This is a genomic window from Burkholderia sp. COPS (assembly GCF_019425585.1).
GTDB lineage: Bacteria > Pseudomonadota > Gammaproteobacteria > Burkholderiales > Burkholderiaceae > Burkholderia > Burkholderia cepacia.
In genome coordinates this window covers 454,130-474,389 of sequence record NZ_WIXR01000009.1, presented here as the reverse complement: position 1 = coordinate 474,389, position 20,260 = coordinate 454,130, and the positions used below count along the sequence as shown (strand labels likewise).

Annotated in this window: 19 protein-coding genes; 7 read left to right on the top strand and 12 right to left on the bottom strand. The window is 67.4% G+C overall.

Annotation, left to right across the window (positions count from 1 at the left end; genetic code table 11):
• Positions 1–57: 57 nt before the first annotated feature.
• From FOZ70_RS08060 to FOZ70_RS08035, 6 genes are all read right to left on the bottom strand, one after another.
• The gene (locus FOZ70_RS08060) at positions 58–1,077 is read right to left on the bottom strand and encodes an oligopeptide/dipeptide ABC transporter ATP-binding protein (protein ID WP_219705469.1); all 1,020 of its coding nucleotides are present in this window, start codon (positions 1,075–1,077) and stop codon (positions 58–60) included.
• Entirely contained in the window at positions 1,074–2,066 is a 993-nt protein-coding gene (locus tag FOZ70_RS08055; protein ID WP_048023803.1) for an ABC transporter ATP-binding protein, read from the bottom strand. Before FOZ70_RS08055 ends, FOZ70_RS08060 begins: the two co-directional genes overlap by 4 nt.
• A gap of 1 nt (position 2,067) precedes the next feature.
• Complete coding sequence (locus tag FOZ70_RS08050) at positions 2,068–2,970, bottom strand: ABC transporter permease subunit (RefSeq protein WP_021162451.1); 903 nt, start codon at positions 2,968–2,970, stop codon at positions 2,068–2,070.
• Between the two features lie 13 nt (positions 2,971–2,983).
• Positions 2,984–3,922: an ABC transporter permease subunit gene (locus tag FOZ70_RS08045; protein WP_021162452.1), complete on the bottom strand. Its 939-nt coding sequence runs from the start codon at positions 3,920–3,922 to the stop codon at positions 2,984–2,986.
• A gap of 11 nt (positions 3,923–3,933) precedes the next feature.
• Positions 3,934–5,544, bottom strand: coding sequence for a peptide ABC transporter substrate-binding protein (locus FOZ70_RS08040; RefSeq protein ID WP_042977043.1), 1,611 nt, complete (start codon positions 5,542–5,544; stop codon positions 3,934–3,936).
• A gap of 179 nt (positions 5,545–5,723) precedes the next feature.
• Positions 5,724–6,305, bottom strand: coding sequence for a cupin domain-containing protein (locus tag FOZ70_RS08035; protein WP_021162455.1), 582 nt, complete (start codon positions 6,303–6,305; stop codon positions 5,724–5,726).
• Positions 6,306–6,804: 499 nt separating this feature from the next.
• Here FOZ70_RS08035 and FOZ70_RS08030 point away from each other — a divergent pair, with 499 nt between their 5' ends.
• Together FOZ70_RS08030 and FOZ70_RS08025 are read left to right on the top strand one after the other, a co-directional pair.
• Positions 6,805–8,325 carry an oligopeptide:H+ symporter gene (locus FOZ70_RS08030; RefSeq protein ID WP_027790315.1) on the top strand — a complete coding sequence of 507 codons (1,521 nt, stop codon included), beginning with the start codon at positions 6,805–6,807 and terminating at the stop codon, positions 8,323–8,325.
• A 117-nt stretch (positions 8,326–8,442) separates the two neighbouring features.
• Complete coding sequence (locus FOZ70_RS08025) at positions 8,443–8,649, top strand: hypothetical protein (RefSeq protein ID WP_219705466.1); 207 nt, start codon at positions 8,443–8,445, stop codon at positions 8,647–8,649.
• Between the two features lie 34 nt (positions 8,650–8,683).
• Here FOZ70_RS08025 and FOZ70_RS08020 read toward each other — a convergent pair whose 3' ends face one another.
• From FOZ70_RS08020 to FOZ70_RS08010, 3 genes are all read right to left on the bottom strand, one after another.
• Positions 8,684–9,805, bottom strand: a complete 1,122-nt coding sequence (locus FOZ70_RS08020) for an OpgC domain-containing protein (protein ID WP_059553144.1) — start codon at positions 9,803–9,805, stop codon at positions 8,684–8,686.
• A gap of 413 nt (positions 9,806–10,218) precedes the next feature.
• Entirely contained in the window at positions 10,219–11,118 is a 900-nt protein-coding gene (gene rarD / locus FOZ70_RS08015; protein ID WP_059487621.1) for an EamA family transporter RarD, read from the bottom strand.
• Positions 11,119–11,134: 16 nt separating this feature from the next.
• Complete coding sequence (locus FOZ70_RS08010; protein ID WP_006480292.1) at positions 11,135–11,431, bottom strand: acylphosphatase; 297 nt, start codon at positions 11,429–11,431, stop codon at positions 11,135–11,137.
• Between the two features lie 164 nt (positions 11,432–11,595).
• Here FOZ70_RS08010 and hpnA point away from each other — a divergent pair, with 164 nt between their 5' ends.
• Together hpnA and FOZ70_RS08000 are read left to right on the top strand one after the other, a co-directional pair.
• Positions 11,596–12,603: a hopanoid-associated sugar epimerase gene (hpnA, locus tag FOZ70_RS08005; RefSeq protein WP_011353724.1), complete on the top strand. Its 1,008-nt coding sequence runs from the start codon at positions 11,596–11,598 to the stop codon at positions 12,601–12,603.
• Positions 12,604–12,711: 108 nt separating this feature from the next.
• The gene (locus tag FOZ70_RS08000; protein ID WP_219705462.1) at positions 12,712–14,178 is read left to right on the top strand and encodes a phage tail protein; all 1,467 of its coding nucleotides are present in this window, start codon (positions 12,712–12,714) and stop codon (positions 14,176–14,178) included.
• A 102-nt stretch (positions 14,179–14,280) separates the two neighbouring features.
• Here FOZ70_RS08000 and FOZ70_RS07995 read toward each other — a convergent pair whose 3' ends face one another.
• Positions 14,281–15,468 (bottom strand): glycosyltransferase, encoded by a 1,188-nt coding sequence (locus FOZ70_RS07995; protein ID WP_059487627.1) that lies wholly within the window; start codon positions 15,466–15,468, stop codon positions 14,281–14,283.
• A 402-nt stretch (positions 15,469–15,870) separates the two neighbouring features.
• Here FOZ70_RS07995 and ispH point away from each other — a divergent pair, with 402 nt between their 5' ends.
• Complete coding sequence (ispH, locus tag FOZ70_RS07990; RefSeq protein WP_021158682.1) at positions 15,871–16,812, top strand: 4-hydroxy-3-methylbut-2-enyl diphosphate reductase; 942 nt, start codon at positions 15,871–15,873, stop codon at positions 16,810–16,812.
• Between the two features lie 12 nt (positions 16,813–16,824).
• A complete protein-coding gene (gene hpnH / locus FOZ70_RS07985; protein WP_021158681.1) occupies positions 16,825–17,985 on the top strand; it encodes an adenosyl-hopene transferase HpnH in 1,161 nt (386 codons plus the stop codon).
• Positions 17,986–18,233: 248 nt separating this feature from the next.
• Here hpnH and FOZ70_RS07980 read toward each other — a convergent pair whose 3' ends face one another.
• Positions 18,234–18,722, bottom strand: coding sequence for a hypothetical protein (locus FOZ70_RS07980; protein WP_042974196.1), 489 nt, complete (start codon positions 18,720–18,722; stop codon positions 18,234–18,236).
• Between the two features lie 223 nt (positions 18,723–18,945).
• Positions 18,946–19,323, bottom strand: coding sequence for a hypothetical protein (locus tag FOZ70_RS07975; RefSeq protein ID WP_027790307.1), 378 nt, complete (start codon positions 19,321–19,323; stop codon positions 18,946–18,948).
• Between the two features lie 505 nt (positions 19,324–19,828).
• Between FOZ70_RS07975 and FOZ70_RS07970 the strand changes: the two genes are divergently transcribed.
• Positions 19,829–20,182: a DOPA 4,5-dioxygenase family protein gene (locus FOZ70_RS07970; RefSeq protein ID WP_219705459.1), complete on the top strand. Its 354-nt coding sequence runs from the start codon at positions 19,829–19,831 to the stop codon at positions 20,180–20,182.
• Positions 20,183–20,260: the final 78 nt, after the last annotated feature.

Genomic DNA, 20,260 nt, shown 5'->3' with positions numbered 1-20,260 from the left:
CGCGCCGCACCTACCCCTGTTGACCTGCCTTGGTTATGTTTGCTGCGTCACTTCAGCTCACGCCACACCCGCGCGGATGCACGCGACACGCGCCGCCGACCCCTGCCGAACTTCCGGCAGCGGCACGTCCTGCGCGCACGCGTCGATCGCGACCGGGCAGCGCGTGCGGAACGCGCAGCCGGACGGCGGGTTGAGCGGCGAGGGCATCTCGCCCGCCAGCAGCATCGGGCGGCGAGCACGCTCGCGCGCCGGCTCCGGCGTCGGCGCCGCATCGAGCAGCGCCTTCGTGTACGGGTGTTGAGGGACGCCGTACACGTCATGCCGCGTGCCGAACTCCATCACGCGGCCGAGATACATCACGAGCACACGCTGGCTGATCGCCTTCACCACGGCGAGATCGTGTGCAACGAAAAGATAGGATAACGACAGTTCGCGTTGAAGATCGCGCAGCAGGTTCACGATCTGCGCCTGGATCGACACGTCGAGCGCCGATACGGGTTCGTCGCAGATCACGAGCTTCGGCTCGCTGATCAGCGCGCGCGCGATGCCGACGCGCTGGCACTGCCCGCCGGAAAATTCATGCGGATAGCGCAGCAGGTGGTGCGCGTTCAGGCCGACGCGTTCGAGCATCGTGACCACGCGGCGGCGCACCTCGGTGCGGCCGAGGCCGGCCTGGTGCGTGACGAGCGGCTCCGCGACGACCTGTTCGATCGTCATGCGCGGATCGAGCGACGCGAGCGGGTCCTGGAAGATCATCTGCACTTCGCGCCGCATCGCGGTGCCGCGCAGGTGACCGGGCGCGACGGCTTCGCCGCGCCATTTCACGACGCCGGCCGTCATCGGCACGAGCCCGATCAGCGCACGCGCGAGCGTCGACTTCCCGCAGCCCGATTCGCCGACGAGCCCGACGGTCTCGCCGCGCTTCACGTCGAACGACACGCCGTCGACGGCGCGCAGCGTGCCCTTCGGCGACCACGGATAGCCGCCGAGCGGCACACGGAAATGCACTTTCAGCCCATCGACGGACAGCAGCGTGTCGTCCGTCGCGCCGGTATTGCGGCGTTCATCGACGCTCATCGCAGACCTCCCGTCATATCGGCCACGGGCCGGTGGCATGCGCGCACCGCGCCCACGGCGCCATAGGTTTCGAGCGCGGGGCGCGCCGCGCCGCAGCGTTCTTCCGCATACGTGCAGCGCTTCGCGAACGCGCAGCCGGCCGGCGCGGTGCCGGGCATCGGCGGATTGCCGGGAATCGCGACGAGCGGCGCATCGTCCGCGTCGGTCAGGCGCGGCAGCGCGTTGAGCAGGCCGATCGTGTACGGATGCGACGGCGCCGCGAAAATCGATTCGGCCGGCGCGTATTCGACGGTGCGGCCCGCATACATGACCATCACGTCGTCCGCGAGGCCCGCGACCACGCCCATGTCGTGCGTGATCAGCACGATCGCCGTGCCGCGCTCGCGGTTCAGCTCGCGCAGCAGGTCGATGATCTGCGCCTGCACGGTCACGTCGAGCGCGGTGGTCGGCTCGTCGGCGATCAGGATCTCCGGCTCGGACAGCAGCGCCATCGCGATCATCACGCGCTGGCGCATCCCGCCCGAGAACTCGTGCGGATACATGCGGATGCGGCGCGCCGCGTCCGGGATACGCACGGATTCGAGCGCCTCGATCGCGCGCTTCGTGGCTTCCCTGCGCGACAGCTTGCGATGCAGCTGCAGCGTCTCGGTCATCTGCCGCTCGATCGTCAGGAACGGATTGAGCGACGTCATCGGATCCTGGAAAATCATCGCGATCCGGTCGCCGCGCACCTTGTTCAGCGCGCGCGCATCCATCTCGAGCAGGTTGTCGCCGCGGTAGCGCGCGGCGCCCGACGTCGTGCCGTTGCCGGCCAGCAGGCCGAGCAGCGCCATCACGGTCTGGCTCTTGCCCGAGCCCGATTCGCCGACGATGCCGAGCGTCTTGCCGGCTTCGAGCGAGAACGACACGCCGCTCACGGCGTCGACCGGCGGCGCGTCCTTGCGCGTGAAGCGCACGCCGAGGTTGTCTACTTCCAGCAGTGCACCCATTTCAGCGATCCTTCGGGTCGAGCGCGTCACGCAGGCCATCGCCGACGAAGTTCACGCAGTAGAGCGTCACGCACAGCATGACGGCCGGGGCCAGCAGCAGCCACGGCATCGATTCCAGTTTCTGCGCGCCGTCCTGGATCAGCACGCCCCAGCTCGTCATCGGTTCCTGCACGCCGAGGCCGAGGAACGACAGCACCGATTCGGTCAGCACGATGCCCGGCACCGAGACCGTCGCGTACACGACGACCACGCCGAGCAGGTTCGGCACCACATGGCGCCGCACGATCGTGGCCGGCGACACGCCGATCGCGCGCGCCGCATCGACGAACTCGCGGCTGCGCAGCGACAGCGTCTGGCCGCGAACGACACGCGCCATGTCGATCCACGAGAACGCGCTGATGGTCAGCACGACCAGCATGAACGAGCGGCCGAACAGGGTCATCATCAGGATCGCGATCAGCAGGTACGGGATCGCGTACATCATGTCGACGACGCGCATCATCACGGCATCGGTGCGGCCGCCCGCGAAGCCCGCGGTCGCGCCCCACGCGACGCCGAACAGGCCCGACACGAGCGTGCCGAGCACGCCGACCTCGATCGACACGCGTCCGCCGATCAGCGTGCGCACGAGCAGGTCGCGGCCGAGCTCGTCGGTACCGAACCAGTGCTGGTTGGCCCAGGTCGGCGGCAGGCTGATCGCGCCCCAGTCGCTCGCGGCCGGGTCGGCGGTCAGCAGCCACGGGCCGACGAAACACGCGATCGTGATCAGCGCGAGCAGCACGAGGCTGAACACGGCCGCACGGTTGTGAAGGAAGCGCGCCATGGCGAGCGCGAGCGGCGAGCGCGAACGCGGCGGCGTGTCGGTCTGCACGGGCAGGCCGACGACGGGAGTAGTCGGAGTCATCGCGGTGCCTCGCTCAATAACGGATGCGCGGATCGAGCCACGCGTACGCGAGGTCGACCAGCAGGTTGAACAGCACGGCGCAGACGGTGGTCAGCACGACGAGGCCGAGCACGAGCGTGTAGTCGCGGTTGATCGCACCGTTCACGACGAGCTGGCCGAGGCCCGGCAGCGCGAACACCGATTCGGTGACGACGGCCGCGGTGATCGACGAGATGCAGACCGTGCCGACCAGCGACACGACCGGCATCAGCGCGGGCTTCAGCGCGTGGCGCAGCACGATCGTCGAGCCCGGCAGGCCCTTCGCGCGCGCGGTGCGGATGTAGTTGCTCGACAGCGTCTCGATCATCGAGCCGCGCATCACGCGCGCGAGCAGCGACATGTTGATGAAGGTCAGCAGCACGATCGGCAGCAGCCGGTACTGCCAGCCGCCGTCGCCCCAGCCGCCCGCCGGCAGCCAGCCGTTGCCGGCCGACGTCTTCAGCAGGATCGCGAAGATCCACACGAGCACGGGGCCGAGCACGAACGGCGGCACGACGTTGCCGACGTTGCCGATCAGCATCACGATGCGGTCGATGAAGCTGTCGCGGCGCACGGCCGCGACGGTGCCGAGCAGCACGCCGAGCCCGATCGAGATCGGGATCGACAGGCCGCCCACGCCGAGACTCACCGGCAGCGCCTTGCGCACCAGGTCGTTCACGGACCAGTCGACGTAACGGAACGACGGGCCGAGATCGCCGTGCAGCAGCGCGTTCAGGTACATCAGGTACTGCTTCCACAGCGGCTGGTCGAGGTGATACTTCGCGTTCAGGTTCGCGAGCGTCGCCGCGGACAGCTGCTTTTCCGTATCGAACGGGCCACCGGGCGTCAGGTGCAGCAGCAGGTAGCAGACGGTGACGACCGCGAGGATCGTCGGCACCGCCCACAACGTACGCCTCAATGCGTAGGCCAGCATGATCGCTCCGCTCAGTGCTTGATCAGGTACATGTCCTGCGACGCACGCATGTCGATCACGTTCTTCAGCGAGTAGCCACCGACGTACGGCTTCACGAGACGGTCGGCCGAGTACTGGAACAGCGGCACCATCGGCGTGTCGCTCAGTGCGAGATCGTGTGCCTGCGTGAGCAGCGCGGCACGCGCCTTGTCGTCGAGCTTCTGGTTGCCTTCGTCGACGAGTGCATCGGCCTGCTTGTTGCAGTAGCCGACGGTGTTCTGCGCGCTGCCGCAACGCAGCAGGTCGAAGAACGTCATCGCGTCGTTGTAGTCGGCGAACCAGCCGTCGCGCGCGATCTGCACCTTGCCGTCATGGCGCTGCTTCATCAGCACCTTGAACTCGACGTTCTCGAGCTTCGTGTTGATGCCGAGCTTGGTACGCCATTCGGACGCCGCGAACAGTGCGACCTTCTTGTGCAGGTCGTTGGTGTTGTAGGTCAGCGTGAACGACAGCGGCTTCGCGTCCGAATAGCCGGCCTGCTTCAGCAGGTCCTTCGCGGTCGCGACACGTTTCGCCATCGGCCACGACGCCCAGTCCGGCGTGAACGGCTGCACGCCCTTCGTGCCGTTCGGCATCAGGCCGTACATCGGCTTCTCGCCGGCCTGCGTGAGCTTCTGGGTCAGCACGTCGCGATCGAGCACCATCGACAGCGCCTGGCGCACGCGCTTGTCCTTCAGTGCCGGATCGCTGTTGTTCAGGTAGTAGTAGTACGTCGCGAGCTGCAGGCCCTGGCGCAGTTCGCCGCCGAACTGCTTGCTGACTTGCTGGAAGATCCCCGACGGGATCGAGTAGCTGTAGTCGATCTGGCCGGCCTGGTACATGCGCATCGCCGTCTCGTCGCTCTCGATCGGCAGGTACGTGACCTTGTTGATCACGACCTTCGGCGCATTCCAGTATTTCGCATCCTTCGAGATCACGATGCGGTTGTTCGGCTGCCAGTCGACGAGCTGGTAGGCGCCGTTGCTGACGATGTTGCCCGGGCGCGTCCATGCGTCGCCGAGCTTCGTCACCGTGTCCTTGTTCACCGGTGCGAGCGGCACCATCGCGGTGAGCTCGGGGAAGAACGCGACCGGCACGTCGGTCGTCACTTCCAGCGTGTACGGGTCGACGGCGCGCACGCCGAGCGTCGACGGCGCGGCCTTGCCCGCGATGATGTCCTTCGAGTTCTTCACGAACTCGACGAGGATCGTGTACTTCGAGCCCGTCTTCGGATCGACGAGGCGCTGCCATGCATAGACGAAATCGGCGGCCGTCACCGGCTGGCCGTTGCTCCACTTCGCGTCGTGGCGAAGCTTGAAGATCCACGTCGTCGGCGTCTTGCGTTCCCACGACAGCGCGACACCCGGCACGACCTGGCCGGCTGCGTCGATGCGCGCCAGCCCTTCGAACAGGTCGAGGCCGATCGTGTTGCCGGTCCACGATTCGATGTGCGCCGGGTCGAGCGACTCGACTTCGGCGGGCACCTGGCGCGTCAGGTCCTGTTGGGGAGCGAGCGCGACGTTCGAAGGAACGGAAACGGCGTGGGCGACAGGCGTCAGGGCGAGCGCGGCCAGCACGGCCGACATGGCATGCAAGGATTTCATCGTGGCAGTCTTGAGAAGGGTTGTTCGGTGAGCGTCGCGCGGCGGATGCCGCGGCTTACGCGTGAGACGCTGACGGGCGCAGCGATTGAGGAGGCCCGTGATTCTCGTATTGCATTTTAGTATTCCTTACGTTTCTTTCGACAGGTATTCCGTCTTCGAAACGAAGGAATACCTGTGCGTTAGAACAGCCTCGGCGTACCCACCCAGACCACCACCGACTCGATCTTCGCGGTGTTGACCCAGCTGTGCGGGACCGTCGACTGATAGTGCGAACTGTCACCGGCCTGCAGGACGAACGTCTTGCCTTCCAGCGTCAGCGACACTTCCCCTTCAATTACATACAGGAACTCCTCTCCTGCATGTGTCGTCACCTCGGACCGCTTCTGCCCCGGCGGCATCCTCACGAGGATCGCCTCCAGCTGGCGCCCTTCGGACACGTTCGTCAGCCTCGCGAACAGGTTCGCCGAATCGGCAAACCCGAAGAAGCGCAGCTGCTCGCCTCGGCAGACCGAGCGTTCCTCGCTCGGCGTATCCACGAAGTACTGCACCGTCACACCGAGCGCGTGCGCGATACCGGCCAACGATGTCAGCGACGGCGACGCAAGCCCGCGTTCGACTTGAGACAGAAACGGCTTCGAAATCCCCGCGGCGGTAGCGGTGTCGTCGAGCGTGCGCTTGAGTCGTTGGCGCAACGCGCGAATCTTGCTGCCCAGAGCGGCGGCAGCATCTGCGGACCGCGAGTTTTCAGTGGGGGGAACCATAGCAGGCCGAAAAGTGATCGTCAAAAAATGTTTGATGGAAAATAACTAAGTTAGAACGATATAGCTTAGTCTTCGGGTTCGCACCCGTCTTCGGTGTTGAGCCCGGTGCACTAAACGGGACACGAAGCGAGCGAAACGACGCGCTATCTTGCCAGACTCGCCGGCTTCACAGGCAAGCTGCAAGCGGCTCTCCGGGAATCTTCGGAGAGCCGGCATGAAAGCTTACAAGTAAATGATGAGACGAATGTTCCTGAAAGCTACTGCCACATTAGGAGTTTCCCTAAGTGGCGGATACCAGACGCACCGGACCGGCAGCCGTTACCATGCGCGCGCCGGTCGGGGCCCCTCCCCGCCACACCAGGCGGAGTCAGGCCCCGGCCCGGGCTAACCGCCCGACTGTTCCATCGCCAGCGCAAAGCTTACCCGGCCCATTGTGCATCGGCGCCAGTTCGACCCCAAGACGACGCGCGATCCGTGCCGTCCGTTTCAAACGAGATTGATGATGCAACCACCTGTTTCACAAACCCGATCGTTCACGACGGTCTTCCTCATCGAAATGTGGGAGCGCTTCGGCTACTACGGCATGGCCGCGCTCCTGGTCCTCTTCATGGTCGACCGGCTCGGTTTCACCGACAGCCATGCGAACCTGACCTGGGGTGCGTTTACCGCACTCGTCTATGCCGCGCCGTCGATCGGCGGCTGGATCGGCGACAAGGTGCTCGGCGCCCGCCGCACGATGATCATCGGCGCGTCCGTGCTCTGCGCCGGCTACCTGATGCTGTCGGTACCGAACGACCAGCTGACGTACATGTACGCGTCGCTCGGCGTGATCGTCGTCGGCAACGGCCTGTTCAAGGCCAACGCGGCGAACCTCGTGCGCCGCATCTATGAAGGCGACGACGCGCGCATCGACAGCGCGTTCACGATCTACTACATGGCGGTCAACATCGGCTCGACGGTGTCGATGCTCGCGACGCCGTGGATCAAGGATCACTGGGGCTGGCACACCGCGTTCGCGGTCTGCTGCGGCGGCATGCTGCTCGCGATCCTCAACTTCATGCTGATGCATCGCACGCTCGCACACGTCGGCTCGCTGCCCGACGACCAGCCGATCCGCTGGAAGCGCCTCGGCGCGGTCGCCCTGGGCGGTGTCGGGCTCGCGCTGGTCACGCTGTACGTGCTGCAGCACAAGCAGCTCGCCGTCGCCAGCGTGTGGACGGCAGCGTTCGCGATCCTCGCGATCTTCGCGTACATGATCGCGAAGTCGGAGCGCTCGGAGCGCGCCGGCCTGATCGCGGCGCTCGTGCTGATCGGCCAGGTGATCCTGTTCTTCATCTTCTACGTGCAGATGTCGACGTCGCTGACGCTGTTCGCGCTGCGCAACGTCGATCCGCGCTTCATGCTGTTCGGCACGACGCTGTTCACGTGGAGCGCCGCGCAGTTCCAGGCGCTGAACCCGATCTGGATCATGCTGCTCAGCCCGGTGCTCGTGTGGGTCTACAACGCCGTCGCGAAGGGCGGCCGTGACCTGCCGGTCGCCGCGAAGTACGCGCTCGGCTTCGGCGCGGTGGCCGCGGGCTACCTGGTGTTCACGATCAGCGGCCGCTTTGCGGTGGACGGCCGCGTGTCGTCGTGGTTCATGGTGTGGGGCTACGGCCTCTACTCGCTCGGCGAACTGCTGGTGAGCGGCCTTGGCCTCGCGATGATCGCCCGCTACGTGCCGGCGCGCATGAGCGGCTTCATGATGGGTGCGTACTTCGTCGCGACGGGCGTGTCGCAGTATCTGGGCAGCGTCGTCGCGAACTTCGCGCAGATGCCGTCGCACGAACTGCCGGCCACCGAATCGCTGCCGCTCTACCTGTCGCTGTTCGAGAAGCTCGGCTGGCTCGCCGCGATCGGCATGCTGCTCGCGCTGCTGCTGCTGCCGCTGATGAACCGCCTGTCGCGCCAGCACCAGCGTTGTGCGGAAGAGCGCCGCGAGGAATCGCTGCAGGCGCAGGGTGCCGCCACGGCCCAGTAAGGACTATCCCTCGGCGTGCGGCCTGTACGCCACATTCTCCCGCCGGTTACGCGATTGCGTCCTACACTGGTTGCAAAGCAGTGCATCCGCCGCGATGCGCGCTGGCGGGAGAAGACCATGAAAAGCAAGACCACGAGGCTCCTCCGGATCCTCTCGGACATCCGGTACGCGCAGCGATGCACCGCACTGCGCGCCGCCCGGGCAGCAGCCGAAGCCGACGCGGTACTCGCGGAACGCGACGATACGGCGCCCGACGAGCGCGACGACGCCGAATCCGACGACCCGACCGCCGTTCCCCGCTCCCGTATCGGCTCACCTCACTGACGCCGCGCCGCACGTTCCGTGCCGCCCGCGCCGCTCACGCGGCCGCACCGCGCCACCGCGCGATCCACGTTCCCGAACCGGCCACGGCCATCATCAGCCCGAGCGCGCACGCGTCGGCCACGAGGCCCACGCCGACGTGCCGCAGGTCGGCACTGCCCACGACCGGATGCAGGAGCGAATCGATGACGAGCGAGATCGCCGCGCCCGCGACGAAGCAGATCAGCCCGCGCTGGCCCACGGCCACGACCGGCCGCACGCCCTGCGCGATCCGCGCGATCCAGCCGAAGCGTACGCAATCGGCCATCAGCCACGCGATGGCGGCGAAGCTCACGACGCGCGGCAGCGCGAGATCGCGCTTGAACACGCCTTCCGGCAGCGGCAGCCCCGAGAACAGCTTGTAGCTCGCGCAACCGAGCACGACCGCGCAGGCCAGCCCGGTCGCCGCGGCACTCCAGCGGCCGAGCGCGATGCGCCGGTAGAACGGCTGGCAGCGCGCGAGCACGCCGGCGACGAACATCAGTTGCCACGCAAACGGATTGAAACTCCAGCGGAATCCGTCGGTGTCCAGCAGCTCGGGGCCAAGCCAGCCCGCCGCGATCCACGACGCGACGCCGAGCGCGACGAGCAGCCACGGACGCCGGCGCGCGAACGGCACGAGCACCGGCGACGCGAGCGCGAACAGCACGTACATCGGCAGCACCGACGCGAGATAAGGCTGGCGCTGGAACGTCAGCAGCTCGGCAAGGCCCGTGAGCGGCGAAGCGAGCATCACGCTGACGTCGTCGAGCGCGAGGTTCGGCGCATCGATCCCGTAATGGTCGAGCACGGCCGACACGACGAGCATCAGCGTCGAGGTCGCGAGAAACGCGCGGTAGATCTGCATCGCGCGGCGCACGAACCGCCGTTGCGCGGCGCGCGCGCCGTGCCGTTCGGCGATCGCGCCATAGGCGCTCGCGGTCGCGAAACCGCCGAGAAAGACGAAGACCTCGGCCGCGTCGCACAGCGCGAACGCGTGCAGCGTGACGCGCGACAGCACGCTCGCGCCGATGTGGTCGACGACGATCATCAACAGCACGATGCCGCGGAAGAAATCGACTTCGATCAGGCGGCCGCCACGCGGCGGCCGAGCCGTGGCGGGCGGCACGCTCAACGACATGAGCGCACCCGCGCGACAGCGGTGCGGCACGCACCGGGGAATGGATCGGGAAGAAGAAGGCGCGCGGGATCAGCCGCGATACGCGTATGCCCGCATCGCGCCAACCCGGCCGGCCAGGCACGGAGAGGACCGTTCATTGAAAGGCTGCATACGAAGGGAAGTCGGTGAGGCCAGTCTAATGGCCGATCAGGGGAGACCCTAAGTAACAAAGTGCAACCGAATCTTCTGTTCGATTACACGCGCGAGCCTTGTGATGCGAAGCAGGCGGCGTCGCCAGATTCACGCCAGCGCGACGCCAGTTTGCGGTCAGCATCGACGGGTTCGATCGCCGGGCGATGGCGATGCTGGTGCTGGTGCTGGTGCCGATGCGATCTGCGCCACGTTCCGCGCCGCCGCCGCGTCGCGATCGACGCCTATCCGCGCGCGGGCAGGCGCCGCATCAGCATTGCGCTGTGCCACGCGGTCAGCGCAACGGCGACCCAGATCGGCCCGTACGTCGCGAGCTTCGCGACGCTCAGCGTTTCGCCGAGCAGCAACAGCGACACCGCGACGAGCAGCACGGGCTCGACGTAGCCGAGAATCCCGAACAGGGCCATCGGCAGCATCCGGCTGGCCTTCAGGTAGCTCGCGAGCGCGAGCGTGCTCAGCACGCCGAGCCCCGGCAGCAGCGCGGCCCATAGCACGGGATGGCCGGCCACGCGCGTCGCGCTCGTCGCGACCATCGCGAACGCAACCGGGCACAGCAGCACGATCTCGACCGCGAACGCGGCGAGCGAATCGGCGTTGATCCGCCGGCGCAGCACGAAATACGGCGGATAACCGAGCGCGACGACGAGCGTCGGCCACGCGAACGCGCGCGTCGCCCACACTTCGTGCGCGACGCCGAGCGCGGCGCACGCGACTGCCGCCCATTGCAGCGGATCGAGCCGTTCGTGATAGTAGAAGCGGCCGACGAGCACCATCGTCAGCGGCAACAGGAAATAGCCGAGCGACACTTCGAGCATGCGCCCGTGCAGCGGCGCCCACAGGAACAGCCACAACTGCGCCCCGAGCAGCGCGGCGCTCACGGGCACCGCGATCAGCAGGCGCCAGTCGCGCACGCTGCGCCGAAGGAGGTCGACGAGCGCCGGCCAGCGGCCGCGCAGCGCGATCAGCGCGAGCGCGCCCGGTGCGGTCCACAACACGCGCCACGCGAAGATGTCGAGCCCCGTGAGCGGCGCGAGCAGTTTCGCGTAGGCGGACATCAGCGCGAACAGCGTCGATGCCATCACCGACAGCATGAGGCCGCGCCCGGCCTCCGGATACCCCGTCATGATCGTTCCGTGCCGCTTACTGCTGCTGGAAGCGCTCGAAGCGCTTCTCGGTCCGGCGTTCCTCGAACGTCACCTCGGTCACGCGCGCGGCCGGCGGCCCGTGGCGCAGCCACGCGAGCATCCGGTCGATCTGCGCGCCGGGGCCCTGGATCATCGCTTCGACGGTGCCGTCCTCGAGATTCGCGACCCAGCCGCGCAGCTTCAGCGCATGCGCCTCGCGCACCGTCGCATGCCGGAAGCCGACGCCCTGCACGACGCCGCGCACCCGTACGTAGTAGGTCTCGATCCGTTCGTCCAGTTCATTGCGGCTCATCGCGTCGTCCTCCCGTTGCGTTCAAGCCCGGCATTGTAGTCGCGTCGGCCGCTTCGCACATGCCCGCACCCGCCGCGACCTTGCGTCGCCGCGCGCGCCGACCACGTACAATCTCGCCGACGCTCAACCGCCGCGCCGCCCGCGCGCGGCCCTGAAGGAAACGCATGACTGATACCTCCCGCGATCTCGTTCTCGTCACCGGCGCGTCCGGTTTCGTCGGCTCGGCCGTCGCGCGCATCGCGCAGCAGAAAGGCTATGCGGTGCGCGTGCTCGTGCGCCCGACCAGCCCGCGCACGAACGTCGCGGATCTCGACGCCGAGATCGTCACCGGCGACATGCGCGACGAGGCGTCGATGCGCGCCGCGCTGCGCGGCGTGCGCTACCTGCTGCATGTCGCGGCCGACTACCGGCTGTGGGCGCCCGATCCCGACGAGATCGAGCGCGCGAACCTCGAGGGGGCGGTCGCGACGATGCGCGCGGCACGCGCGGAAGGCGTCGAGCGGATCGTCTATACGAGCAGCGTCGCGACGTTGAAGGTGACGAGTGCCGGCGATCCGTCCGACGAAAACCGGCCGCTCACGGCGGAACAGGCGATCGGCGTCTACAAGCGCAGCAAGGTGCTCGCGGAACGCGCGGTCGAACGGATGATCGCCGACGAAGGGCTGCCGGCCGTGATCGTCAATCCGTCGACGCCGATCGGCCCGCGCGACGTGAAGCCGACGCCCACCGGCCGCATCATCGTCGAGGCCGCGCTCGGCAAGATTCCGGCGTTCGTCGACACGGGGCTGAACCTCGTGCACGTCGACGACGTCGCGCACGGCCACTTCCTCGCACTCGAGCGCGGCCGGATCGGCGAGCGCTACATCCTCGGCGGCGAGAACCTGCCGCTGCAGCAGATGCTCGCCGACATCGCGCAGATGACGGGCCGCAAGGCGCCGACGATCGCGCTGCCGCGGTGGCCGCTGTACCCGCTCGCAGTCGGCGCGGAAGCGGTCGCGAAGTTCACGAAGAAGGAGCCGTTCGTCACCGTGGACGGGCTGCGGATGTCGAAGAACAAGATGTATTTCACGTCCGCGAAGGCCGAGCGCGAGCTCGGCTACCGTGCGCGCCCGTACCGCGAAGGGCTGCGCGATGCGCTCGACTGGTTCGGCTCCGCCGGCTACCTGAAGTAACACAAAGCGGCGTACTTCACGCCGCTTTGCGCACTTTGTTACACGTCCCGCGCGGCCCGGCACCGGCGCAGCGGTTAAAATCGCGGGTCTTACGCAGAGAAGACACGCATGAACCTGAACGATCAGATCGCTTCGCTCACCGTGGGCGTCGATCAGCTCCTCCACGATCACCACGCCGCCCAACAGGCGGCACGCAGCGCGGAAGCCTTCGCGCGCGCCGCAGCAGCGGAAGCCCGGGCCGCGGCAGAGCGTCACGCCGCCGCGGAAACCGAAGCGCAGGCCGCCGCGCAACGCCACACGGCCGCCGCCGCCGAAGCCGAGGCCGCGCAGCAGCGCCACGCAAGCGCGACCGCCGCTGCCGAAGCCGCCGCCCAGCGTCATACCGATGCCACCGCGCAAGCCGAAGCTGCCGTGCAACGCCATGCGGAAGCCACCGCGCTGACCGAAGCGCTCGCGCAGCGTCACGCCGATGCCGAAGCGGCGTCGCAGCGCCACGCGGCAGCGATCGCCGAAGCCGAGGCCGCCGCGCAGCGTCATCACGCCGCAGCCACCGAAGCCGAAGCGGCCGCGCAGCGCCATGCGGCCGCGACCGTCGAAGCCGAGGCCGCCGCGAAGCGTCACGCGGACGCGACCGCCGAAGCCGAAGCGGCCACGCAGCGCCACGCGGCCGCCATCGCGGAAGCCGAAGCCGCCGCTCAGCGCCACACGGCCGCGATCGCCGAAGCCGAAGCGCTCGCGCAGCAGCACGCGCAAGCGATCGCGGAAGCGCAGGCCGCCGCGCAGCGTCACGCCGACGCCACCGCCGAGGCCGAAGCCGTCACGCAACGCCATACCGAAGCGATCGCGCAGGCCGAGGCGGCCGCGCAACGCCACGCCGATGCCGCCGCGCAGGCCGAGGCCGTCACGCAACGCCACACCGAAGCGATCGCACAAGCCGAAGCGGCCGCGCAGCACCACGCGAAGGCCATCGCCGACGCAGAGGCGCTGGTCGAGGCCGTCGTCAAGGAAGCCGCGACGAGCGCGATGGCCGCCACGGCCGTTGCGGCGGAAGTCGTCGAACCCGCGCCGGCCGGCACGCCGGTGGCGGAACCGGCCGTGAACGTGCCCGCACCGGCCGTGGCCGAAGCGGTGGAGGCAACGACCGACACCGGGACGGCAATCGTCGCGACGGCGCAAGCCGACACGCCGGTTGAAAGTGAAGTCGAAGCCGAAGTCGAAGCCGACGCCGCCAACACGCCGGCGCCGTCCGACAAATCTACGCTGCACGTGTCGCGTCCGACGCAGAACGAACTCACGCTGACCATCAACGGCCAATCGATCACGCTGCATCCGGAGCAACTGGGCCAGTTGATCGAGGAACTCGCGCATGCGCGGGCGTCGATGCAGCCGGAGCCGCCGCCCGGCATCCCGGCCGGCTGGCGCTTCGTGACGACGAAGAACCCGATGATGGCCGTGCAGAAGCAGTCGAACGGCGACCGCCTGCTGGTCGCCCGTCACACGGGCTACGGCTGGGTGCCGTTCACGTTCTCGCCGGACGTCGTGGTCCAGATGTACATGATGCTGACCCAGCGCTAGGCACCGGCAGGCAGCGCCCGCCGCAAACGAAACAGCCCGACCGTTTTCACGATCGGGCTGTTTGCTTTCCGGCTGCCGGGAGGCACGCCTCCCGGGATGCGCTCAGCGATCCACCGGCGCCTGCACGCGGGCCTTCCACTGGCCGCCCTTGCCGCGCCAGTAGCGCCACGCGGACGCGAACGTCGCGCCGACGTAGAACAGCGCGACGAGCGGCAGCGCGGGCGCCCACAGCGGCGAGCGCCGGTAGTAGCGCAGCATTGGCGCATACGCGGCGCACATCGACGCCCACGCGAGCCACGCCGGCCATGCGCGCGCACCGTACGCGAGCGCGGCGGCGGGCGGCACGAGATAGATGATCGTCATCCCGAGCAGCGTGCCGGCCAGCAGCAGCGGCGAATAGTGCAGCTGCGTGAACGCGGTGCGCGCGATCATGTTCCAGATGTCGCGCCAGCTGTCGTACGGACGCAGCGACACGCTGCGGTCGGCCAGGTCGAGCCGGATCGGGTGGCGACCGCTGCCGCGGTGCTTGATCTGCGCGGCCAGGCTGCAGTCGTCGATCAGCGCGCCGCGGATCGACTCGATGCCGCCCGCTTCCTCGAGCGCCGTGCGCTTCACCAGCATGCAGCCGCCCGCGGCACCGGCCGTCCGGTTGCGCGGGTTGTTGATCCACGAGAACGGGTAGAGCTTCGCGAAGAAGAACACGAACGCCGGGATCAGCGCCTTTTCCCAGAACGAATCGCAGCGCAGCCGCACCATCAGCGACACGAGATCGCGGTTCTCGGCCTGCGCGCGCGTGACGAGTTGCGCGACGGCGTCCGGCGGATGGCCGATGTCGGCGTCCGTCAGCAGCAGGTAGTCGGCAGGCAGGCCGAGCGCCTGCACCGCGGCGATCCCCTGCGACTGCGCCCACACCTTGCCCGACCAGCCGGCCGGCAGCGGCTTCGCGGCCAGCACCGTCAGCCGGTCGGCGCGGTTGATCGCGAGCGCGGCCGCGCGGGCCGCGTCGGCGGTGCCGTCGTCGCTATGGTCGTCGACAATGATCAGATGAAATTCGCCCGGGTAATCCTGCTCGAGCAGCGAAGTCGCCGCCCGGGCGATCACGTCGGCCTCGTTGCGCGCCGGCACGACCGCGACGACGGCCGGCCAGCCGGCCTCGGCCGCGGCGCCGCGCGCCTCGGGCGGCAACGGCCGCGCGGGCACCGCGCGCCAGAAACCGCCACGCGCGACGAGCAGCACGATCCAGATGATCAGCGACAGCCCGGACACCAGGAAAGCGAGAACCAGCATCATCGGCGCGCCTCCTGCCGGGCGCCGGGTTCGGCAGGATCAATGGGGGTCAGGAACAAAGCGCCCGAAACCGCACGGGCGGCCGGGTAATACGCGTAAGAATCGACGGTCATCGAATGGCCTTGAAATGAGCGCGACGCCGGGCAGCCGGAGCGGCTGCCCGCGAAACCGCGTAGTTTACTGGGTTCCGCACGCGCCAGCGCCGACGCGGCTCTCCCGCAAATGCAACACGGCGGATACAGCACCAAAGCAAGGACGGCCCGATAGAGTTAAAATGCGCGATTAATTCGGGGTTCCGGGGCCTGGCCGGCCGGTTCGTTCCTGCCTTCATAACATCAAGCCGGGGCGAGCGAGCGAGTGCCAGCTCCTCGAACCCCGGCGTCTGTCGTCGGAGTTCGCTCACTTATGCGAGTCATCCTTGCCCAGCCCCGCGGCTTTTGTGCGGGGGTTGTCCGTGCGATCGAGATCGTCGATCGCGCGCTGCAACAGCACGGTGCGCCGGTCTATGTGCGTCACGAGATCGTGCATAACCGGCATGTCGTCGAAAACCTGCGTGATAAAGGGGCGCGATTCGTTGAGGAGCTCGACGAGGTGCCCCACGGCGCTGTCGCGATCTTCAGCGCGCACGGTGTCGCCCAGACGGTCGAGCGCGATGCGCAAACGCGCGGGCTCGACGTGCTCGACGCCACCTGCCCGCTCGTCACGAAAGTGCACGTGCAAGGCCGCCAGTACGTCGCGGCGGGCCGCCGGCTGATCCTGATCGGCCATGCGGGGCATCCGGAAGTCGAGGGTACGATCGGCCAGATTCCGGCCGAGGTGATCCTCGTGCAAAGCGAAGCGGAAGTCGATACGCTGACGCTGCCCGTCGACACGCCGGTCGCGTACATCACGCAGACCACGCTGTCGGTCGACGATACGCGCGGCATCATCGAAGCGCTGCAGCGCCGGTTCACCGACATCGTCGGCCCGGACACGCGCGACATCTGCTACGCCACGCAGAATCGCCAGGCTGCCGTGCGCGAACTGAGCGAACAGGTCGACGTACTGCTCGTGGTCGGTGCGACGAACAGCTCGAACTCGAACCGCCTGCGCGAGATCGGCACCGAAAGCGGTGTGCCGAGCTACCTCGTCGCCGACGGTTCGGAAGTCAAGGCCGAATGGTTCGCGAATGCGACGACCGTCGGCCTGACCGCCGGGGCGTCCGCGCCCGAGGAAATGGTTGAAGATGTAATCGGCGCGTTGCGCGCGCTGGGGCCCGTCGACGTCACGACGATGGCGGGCCGTGAAGAAAAAGTCGAATTCAAGTTGCCGGCGAAGCTCACGCAAGCTGTCGCCCGCGAAGTTTAAGGAGGACATCTCTTGTCTATTCCGCTGCTCCAGCAAGTCCGCGTCGGCGCGTACATCACGCGCCAACACCTGTCCGGCAACAAACGCTATCCGCTCGCGCTGATGCTCGAGCCGCTGTTCCGCTGCAACCTCGCTTGCAACGGCTGCGGCAAGATCGATTACCCGGATCCCATCCTGAACCAGCGCCTGTCCGTCCAGGAATGCCTGGAAGCGGTCGACGAGTGCGGCGCACCCATCGTGTCGATCGCCGGCGGCGAGCCGCTGCTGCACAAGGAAATGCCGGAAATCGTCCGCGGCATCATGAAGCGCAAGAAGTTCGTCTACCTCTGCACGAACGCGCTGCTGATGGAAAAGAAGATGGACGACTACCAGCCGAGCCCGTACTTCGTCTGGTCGGTCCACCTCGACGGCGACGCGCAGATGCACGACCACTCGGTGTCGCAGGAAGGCGTGTACGACAAGGCGGTCGCGGCGATCAAGGAAGCGAAGCGCCGCGGCTTCCGCGTGAACATCAACTGCACGCTGTTCAACGATGCGATCCCCGAGCGCGTCGCGAAGTTCTTCGATACGCTCAAGCCGATCGGCGTCGACGGCATCACCGTGTCGCCGGGCTACGCGTATGAGCGCGCACCGGATCAGCAGCACTTCCTGAACCGCGACAAGACGAAGAACCTGTTCCGCGAGATCCTGAAGCGCGGCGAAGGCGGCAAGCGCTGGTCGTTCAGCCAGTCGTCGCTGTTCCTCGACTTCCTGGCCGGCAACCAGACGTACAAGTGCACGCCGTGGGGCAACCCGGCGCGTACGGTGTTCGGCTGGCAGAAGCCGTGCTACCTGGTCGGCGAAGGTTACGTGAAGACCTTCAAGGAACTGATGGAAGACACGAACTGGGACAACTACGGCGTCGGCAACTACGAGAAGTGCGCGGACTGCATGGTCCACTGCGGCTTCGAGGCGACCGCCGTGATGGACACGATGGCGCATCCGCTGAAGGCGTTCGCCGTGAGCCGCAAGGGCATCAAGACCGACGGCCCGTTCGCACCGGACATTCCGATCGACAAGCAGCGTCCGGCCGAGTACGTGTTCTCGCGCCACGTCGAGATCAAGCTCGAGGAAATCCAGCGCGCCGGCAAGGGCAAGCTGCAGAAGCCGGCGAAACCGGCAGCCGCCGCTTAAGCGCGTTTCGCCACGCGGGAGGCTTGCCTTCCGCGCCGGCGGGAAAAAAGAAGCGCCACGGAGCCTGCTCCGTGGCGCTTTTGTTTTGGGCCGTGGTGTCGAGTCGCGTTCCGCCGTCACCCTATGGAAACGACAGACCACGACAGGCCGCGACAGCCGTGCAATCGCTGCTTCGGCGATTAACGGCGGCCGTGCCGGTGCGGCCGGCCCTGTCTCCTCCAGACTCCCGGCAAAACCAATGCGAGACGCTACGCGGCCAGCGATTCGGCCGCGTGCATGCGGATCTTCTCCGCCGCGCCCGCGACGAGCGCCGGCTGGCCGCTCGACGCGAACGCGCAGACGTGCTCCCACAGCTCGGCCAGCCGACGCCGCGTGAGCGTCGTGACGCACGTGTCGTTCGCCGCGAGCACATGCTCGAGCACCGCGCATTCGTCGTCGTGCAGCGTCCATGCGCCGCCTTGCGCCGCGCGTGCCACGCCCGCGTCGAGCGCGCGCTCCGCGTCGACGCACAGGTCGATGTCGGCATCCGCGCACACCGCATCGTCGAGCGCCAGGAACACCAGGTAGACGCTCGTGCGCAACCGCATCAGCAGCGCCTCGTTGCCATGCCCGCCGCGCAGCGCGACGAGCGCCATGTGGCATTTCAGCGAGATGTCGCGTGCATGCACCGGCGGCAGCGGCAGCAACCACTCGCGGGTCAGCGGCACGTGGCGGCGGTGCTTCCGGGAGCCCTTCATGACGGGCTCCCGCTTGCGGGCGCATCGCTCACCGCGACGGCCGGCCACGCGGTGCGGCACGCAACGGCATCACGATGCGCATGGCGGCGGTGTTTCGCACGACGTTGCGCGCCGCGCGCATCGTCCCGCCGCTGCGACGCTCGCGCGGCCGGCAGCCGGCGCAGCGCCGACGCGCGCATGACGCAGGCAAATCGGATCGGGCAAGCCATGCTCGTCTCCTGCATCAGAACGTGTTCTCGCCCTTCAGGTAGTACGCGGTCTTCACGAAGAACGCCTTGACCGGATGGCCGCCCTGCGCGTCGCGTGCGGCCCGCGCCTCCATCTCGGCCCGCTCTTCGCGCGACCGGTCCGGCACCGGATTGCGGACACGTTCGAGCGCACGCTGCATCGCAAGCGGATAGTTCTGGTTGCCGGCCGACGTCGCGCGATAGCCTGCGCGCGTCATCTGCATCAGTTGCGCGTTGGTTTCGGCACGCGCCGCCGACCAGCTCGACAGCGAGGCATTCGATGCCCCATCGGAAACCGCCGACTGCGCAAAGCTGACGGCGGGCAGCGCAACGAGTGCGCAGGAAAGTACCGCAACGGGAACGAGGGATCGCATAGTGGCCTCCAGGTGGTTGTCCCCGCATCGATCGTGTTCGACGATGCGTTGAAAGCATCGTATGTCGCGCTGCATGCCGCTTGAATAGCCGATTCCGCAATTGATATTTTCGGCTGCGGAATACGGTGCGCGAATCACGTCATGCGCGAATCCCGCCCAATCGGAATTTCCTTATTTCATTCAATGCCCTGATCGCATTTGTTCAGACGATCCGAAGCCGTGCATACAGCGCTTTTTCAATTTCGGAAATGACGTGTTGCCGATGCGATCGCCGCGCGCGCACCTTCCGGCAAGGCTTCCGGTGTGATATCGCGCGTGCGGATACGCGCGGATATATATCTCAAACCGCGGCGTTGCCGGATCGAACGGTTCTCGTGATTCAGGACAAGCATCGCATCCGGCTTGCCGGATAGCGACACGACGTGCGCGGCAAGGACGCGCGATAATCACGCATCGGCCGTTTCGCACGGCACCTCATGCATTCCCATTTTTATCGAGTCCTTCCATGGCTGCCCTCGACACCACCGAGATCCACAGTTGGCATGCGCACGTCTATTTCGATGCGGCCAGCCGCGACGCCGCGTGGGCGTTGCGCCAGGTCGTCGACGAACGGTTCGGCGCGATCATCGAACTCGGCCGCTTTCACGAACGCCTCGTCGGCCCGCACCCGGCGTGGTCGTACCAGATCGCGTTCGACACCGCGCGCTTCGACGAAATCGTGCCGTGGCTCGTGCTGAACCACGGCGCGCTGGATATCTTCCTGCATCCGAATACGGGCGACGAACTGCGCGACCATCGCGATTGCGCAGTGTGGATCGGAAAGTCGTACGTGCTGAATCTCGACGCGCTGGCCGGATAACGGCCGAAAATCGGCCGAAACTCGGTCGATAAGCGCCGCCTTCGCCGCGGCGGCATCCACGTTTCGGGTCGACGTGAA

Excerpts from the sequence above, each read along its gene's own strand:
- FOZ70_RS08060 (WP_219705469.1), bottom strand. The coding sequence starts at position 1,077 with ATGAGCGTCGATGAACGCCGCAATACCGGCGCGACGGACGACACGCTG.
- FOZ70_RS08055 (WP_048023803.1), bottom strand. The coding sequence starts at position 2,066 with ATGGGTGCACTGCTGGAAGTAGACAACCTCGGCGTGCGCTTCACGCGC.
- FOZ70_RS08050 (WP_021162451.1), bottom strand. The coding sequence starts at position 2,970 with ATGACTCCGACTACTCCCGTCGTCGGCCTGCCCGTGCAGACCGACACG.
- FOZ70_RS08045 (WP_021162452.1), bottom strand. The coding sequence starts at position 3,922 with ATGCTGGCCTACGCATTGAGGCGTACGTTGTGGGCGGTGCCGACGATC.
- FOZ70_RS08040 (WP_042977043.1), bottom strand. The coding sequence starts at position 5,544 with ATGAAATCCTTGCATGCCATGTCGGCCGTGCTGGCCGCGCTCGCCCTG.
- FOZ70_RS08035 (WP_021162455.1), bottom strand. The coding sequence starts at position 6,305 with ATGGTTCCCCCCACTGAAAACTCGCGGTCCGCAGATGCTGCCGCCGCT.
- FOZ70_RS08030 (WP_027790315.1), top strand. The coding sequence starts at position 6,805 with ATGATGCAACCACCTGTTTCACAAACCCGATCGTTCACGACGGTCTTC.
- FOZ70_RS08025 (WP_219705466.1), top strand. The coding sequence starts at position 8,443 with ATGAAAAGCAAGACCACGAGGCTCCTCCGGATCCTCTCGGACATCCGG.
- FOZ70_RS08020 (WP_059553144.1), bottom strand. The coding sequence starts at position 9,805 with ATGTCGTTGAGCGTGCCGCCCGCCACGGCTCGGCCGCCGCGTGGCGGC.
- rarD (WP_059487621.1), bottom strand. The coding sequence starts at position 11,118 with ATGACGGGGTATCCGGAGGCCGGGCGCGGCCTCATGCTGTCGGTGATG.
- FOZ70_RS08010 (WP_006480292.1), bottom strand. The coding sequence starts at position 11,431 with ATGAGCCGCAATGAACTGGACGAACGGATCGAGACCTACTACGTACGG.
- hpnA (WP_011353724.1), top strand. The coding sequence starts at position 11,596 with ATGACTGATACCTCCCGCGATCTCGTTCTCGTCACCGGCGCGTCCGGT.
- FOZ70_RS08000 (WP_219705462.1), top strand. The coding sequence starts at position 12,712 with ATGAACCTGAACGATCAGATCGCTTCGCTCACCGTGGGCGTCGATCAG.
- FOZ70_RS07995 (WP_059487627.1), bottom strand. The coding sequence starts at position 15,468 with ATGATGCTGGTTCTCGCTTTCCTGGTGTCCGGGCTGTCGCTGATCATC.
- ispH (WP_021158682.1), top strand. The coding sequence starts at position 15,871 with ATGCGAGTCATCCTTGCCCAGCCCCGCGGCTTTTGTGCGGGGGTTGTC.
- FOZ70_RS07980 (WP_042974196.1), bottom strand. The coding sequence starts at position 18,722 with ATGAAGGGCTCCCGGAAGCACCGCCGCCACGTGCCGCTGACCCGCGAG.
- FOZ70_RS07975 (WP_027790307.1), bottom strand. The coding sequence starts at position 19,323 with ATGCGATCCCTCGTTCCCGTTGCGGTACTTTCCTGCGCACTCGTTGCG.
- FOZ70_RS07970 (WP_219705459.1), top strand. The coding sequence starts at position 19,829 with ATGGCTGCCCTCGACACCACCGAGATCCACAGTTGGCATGCGCACGTC.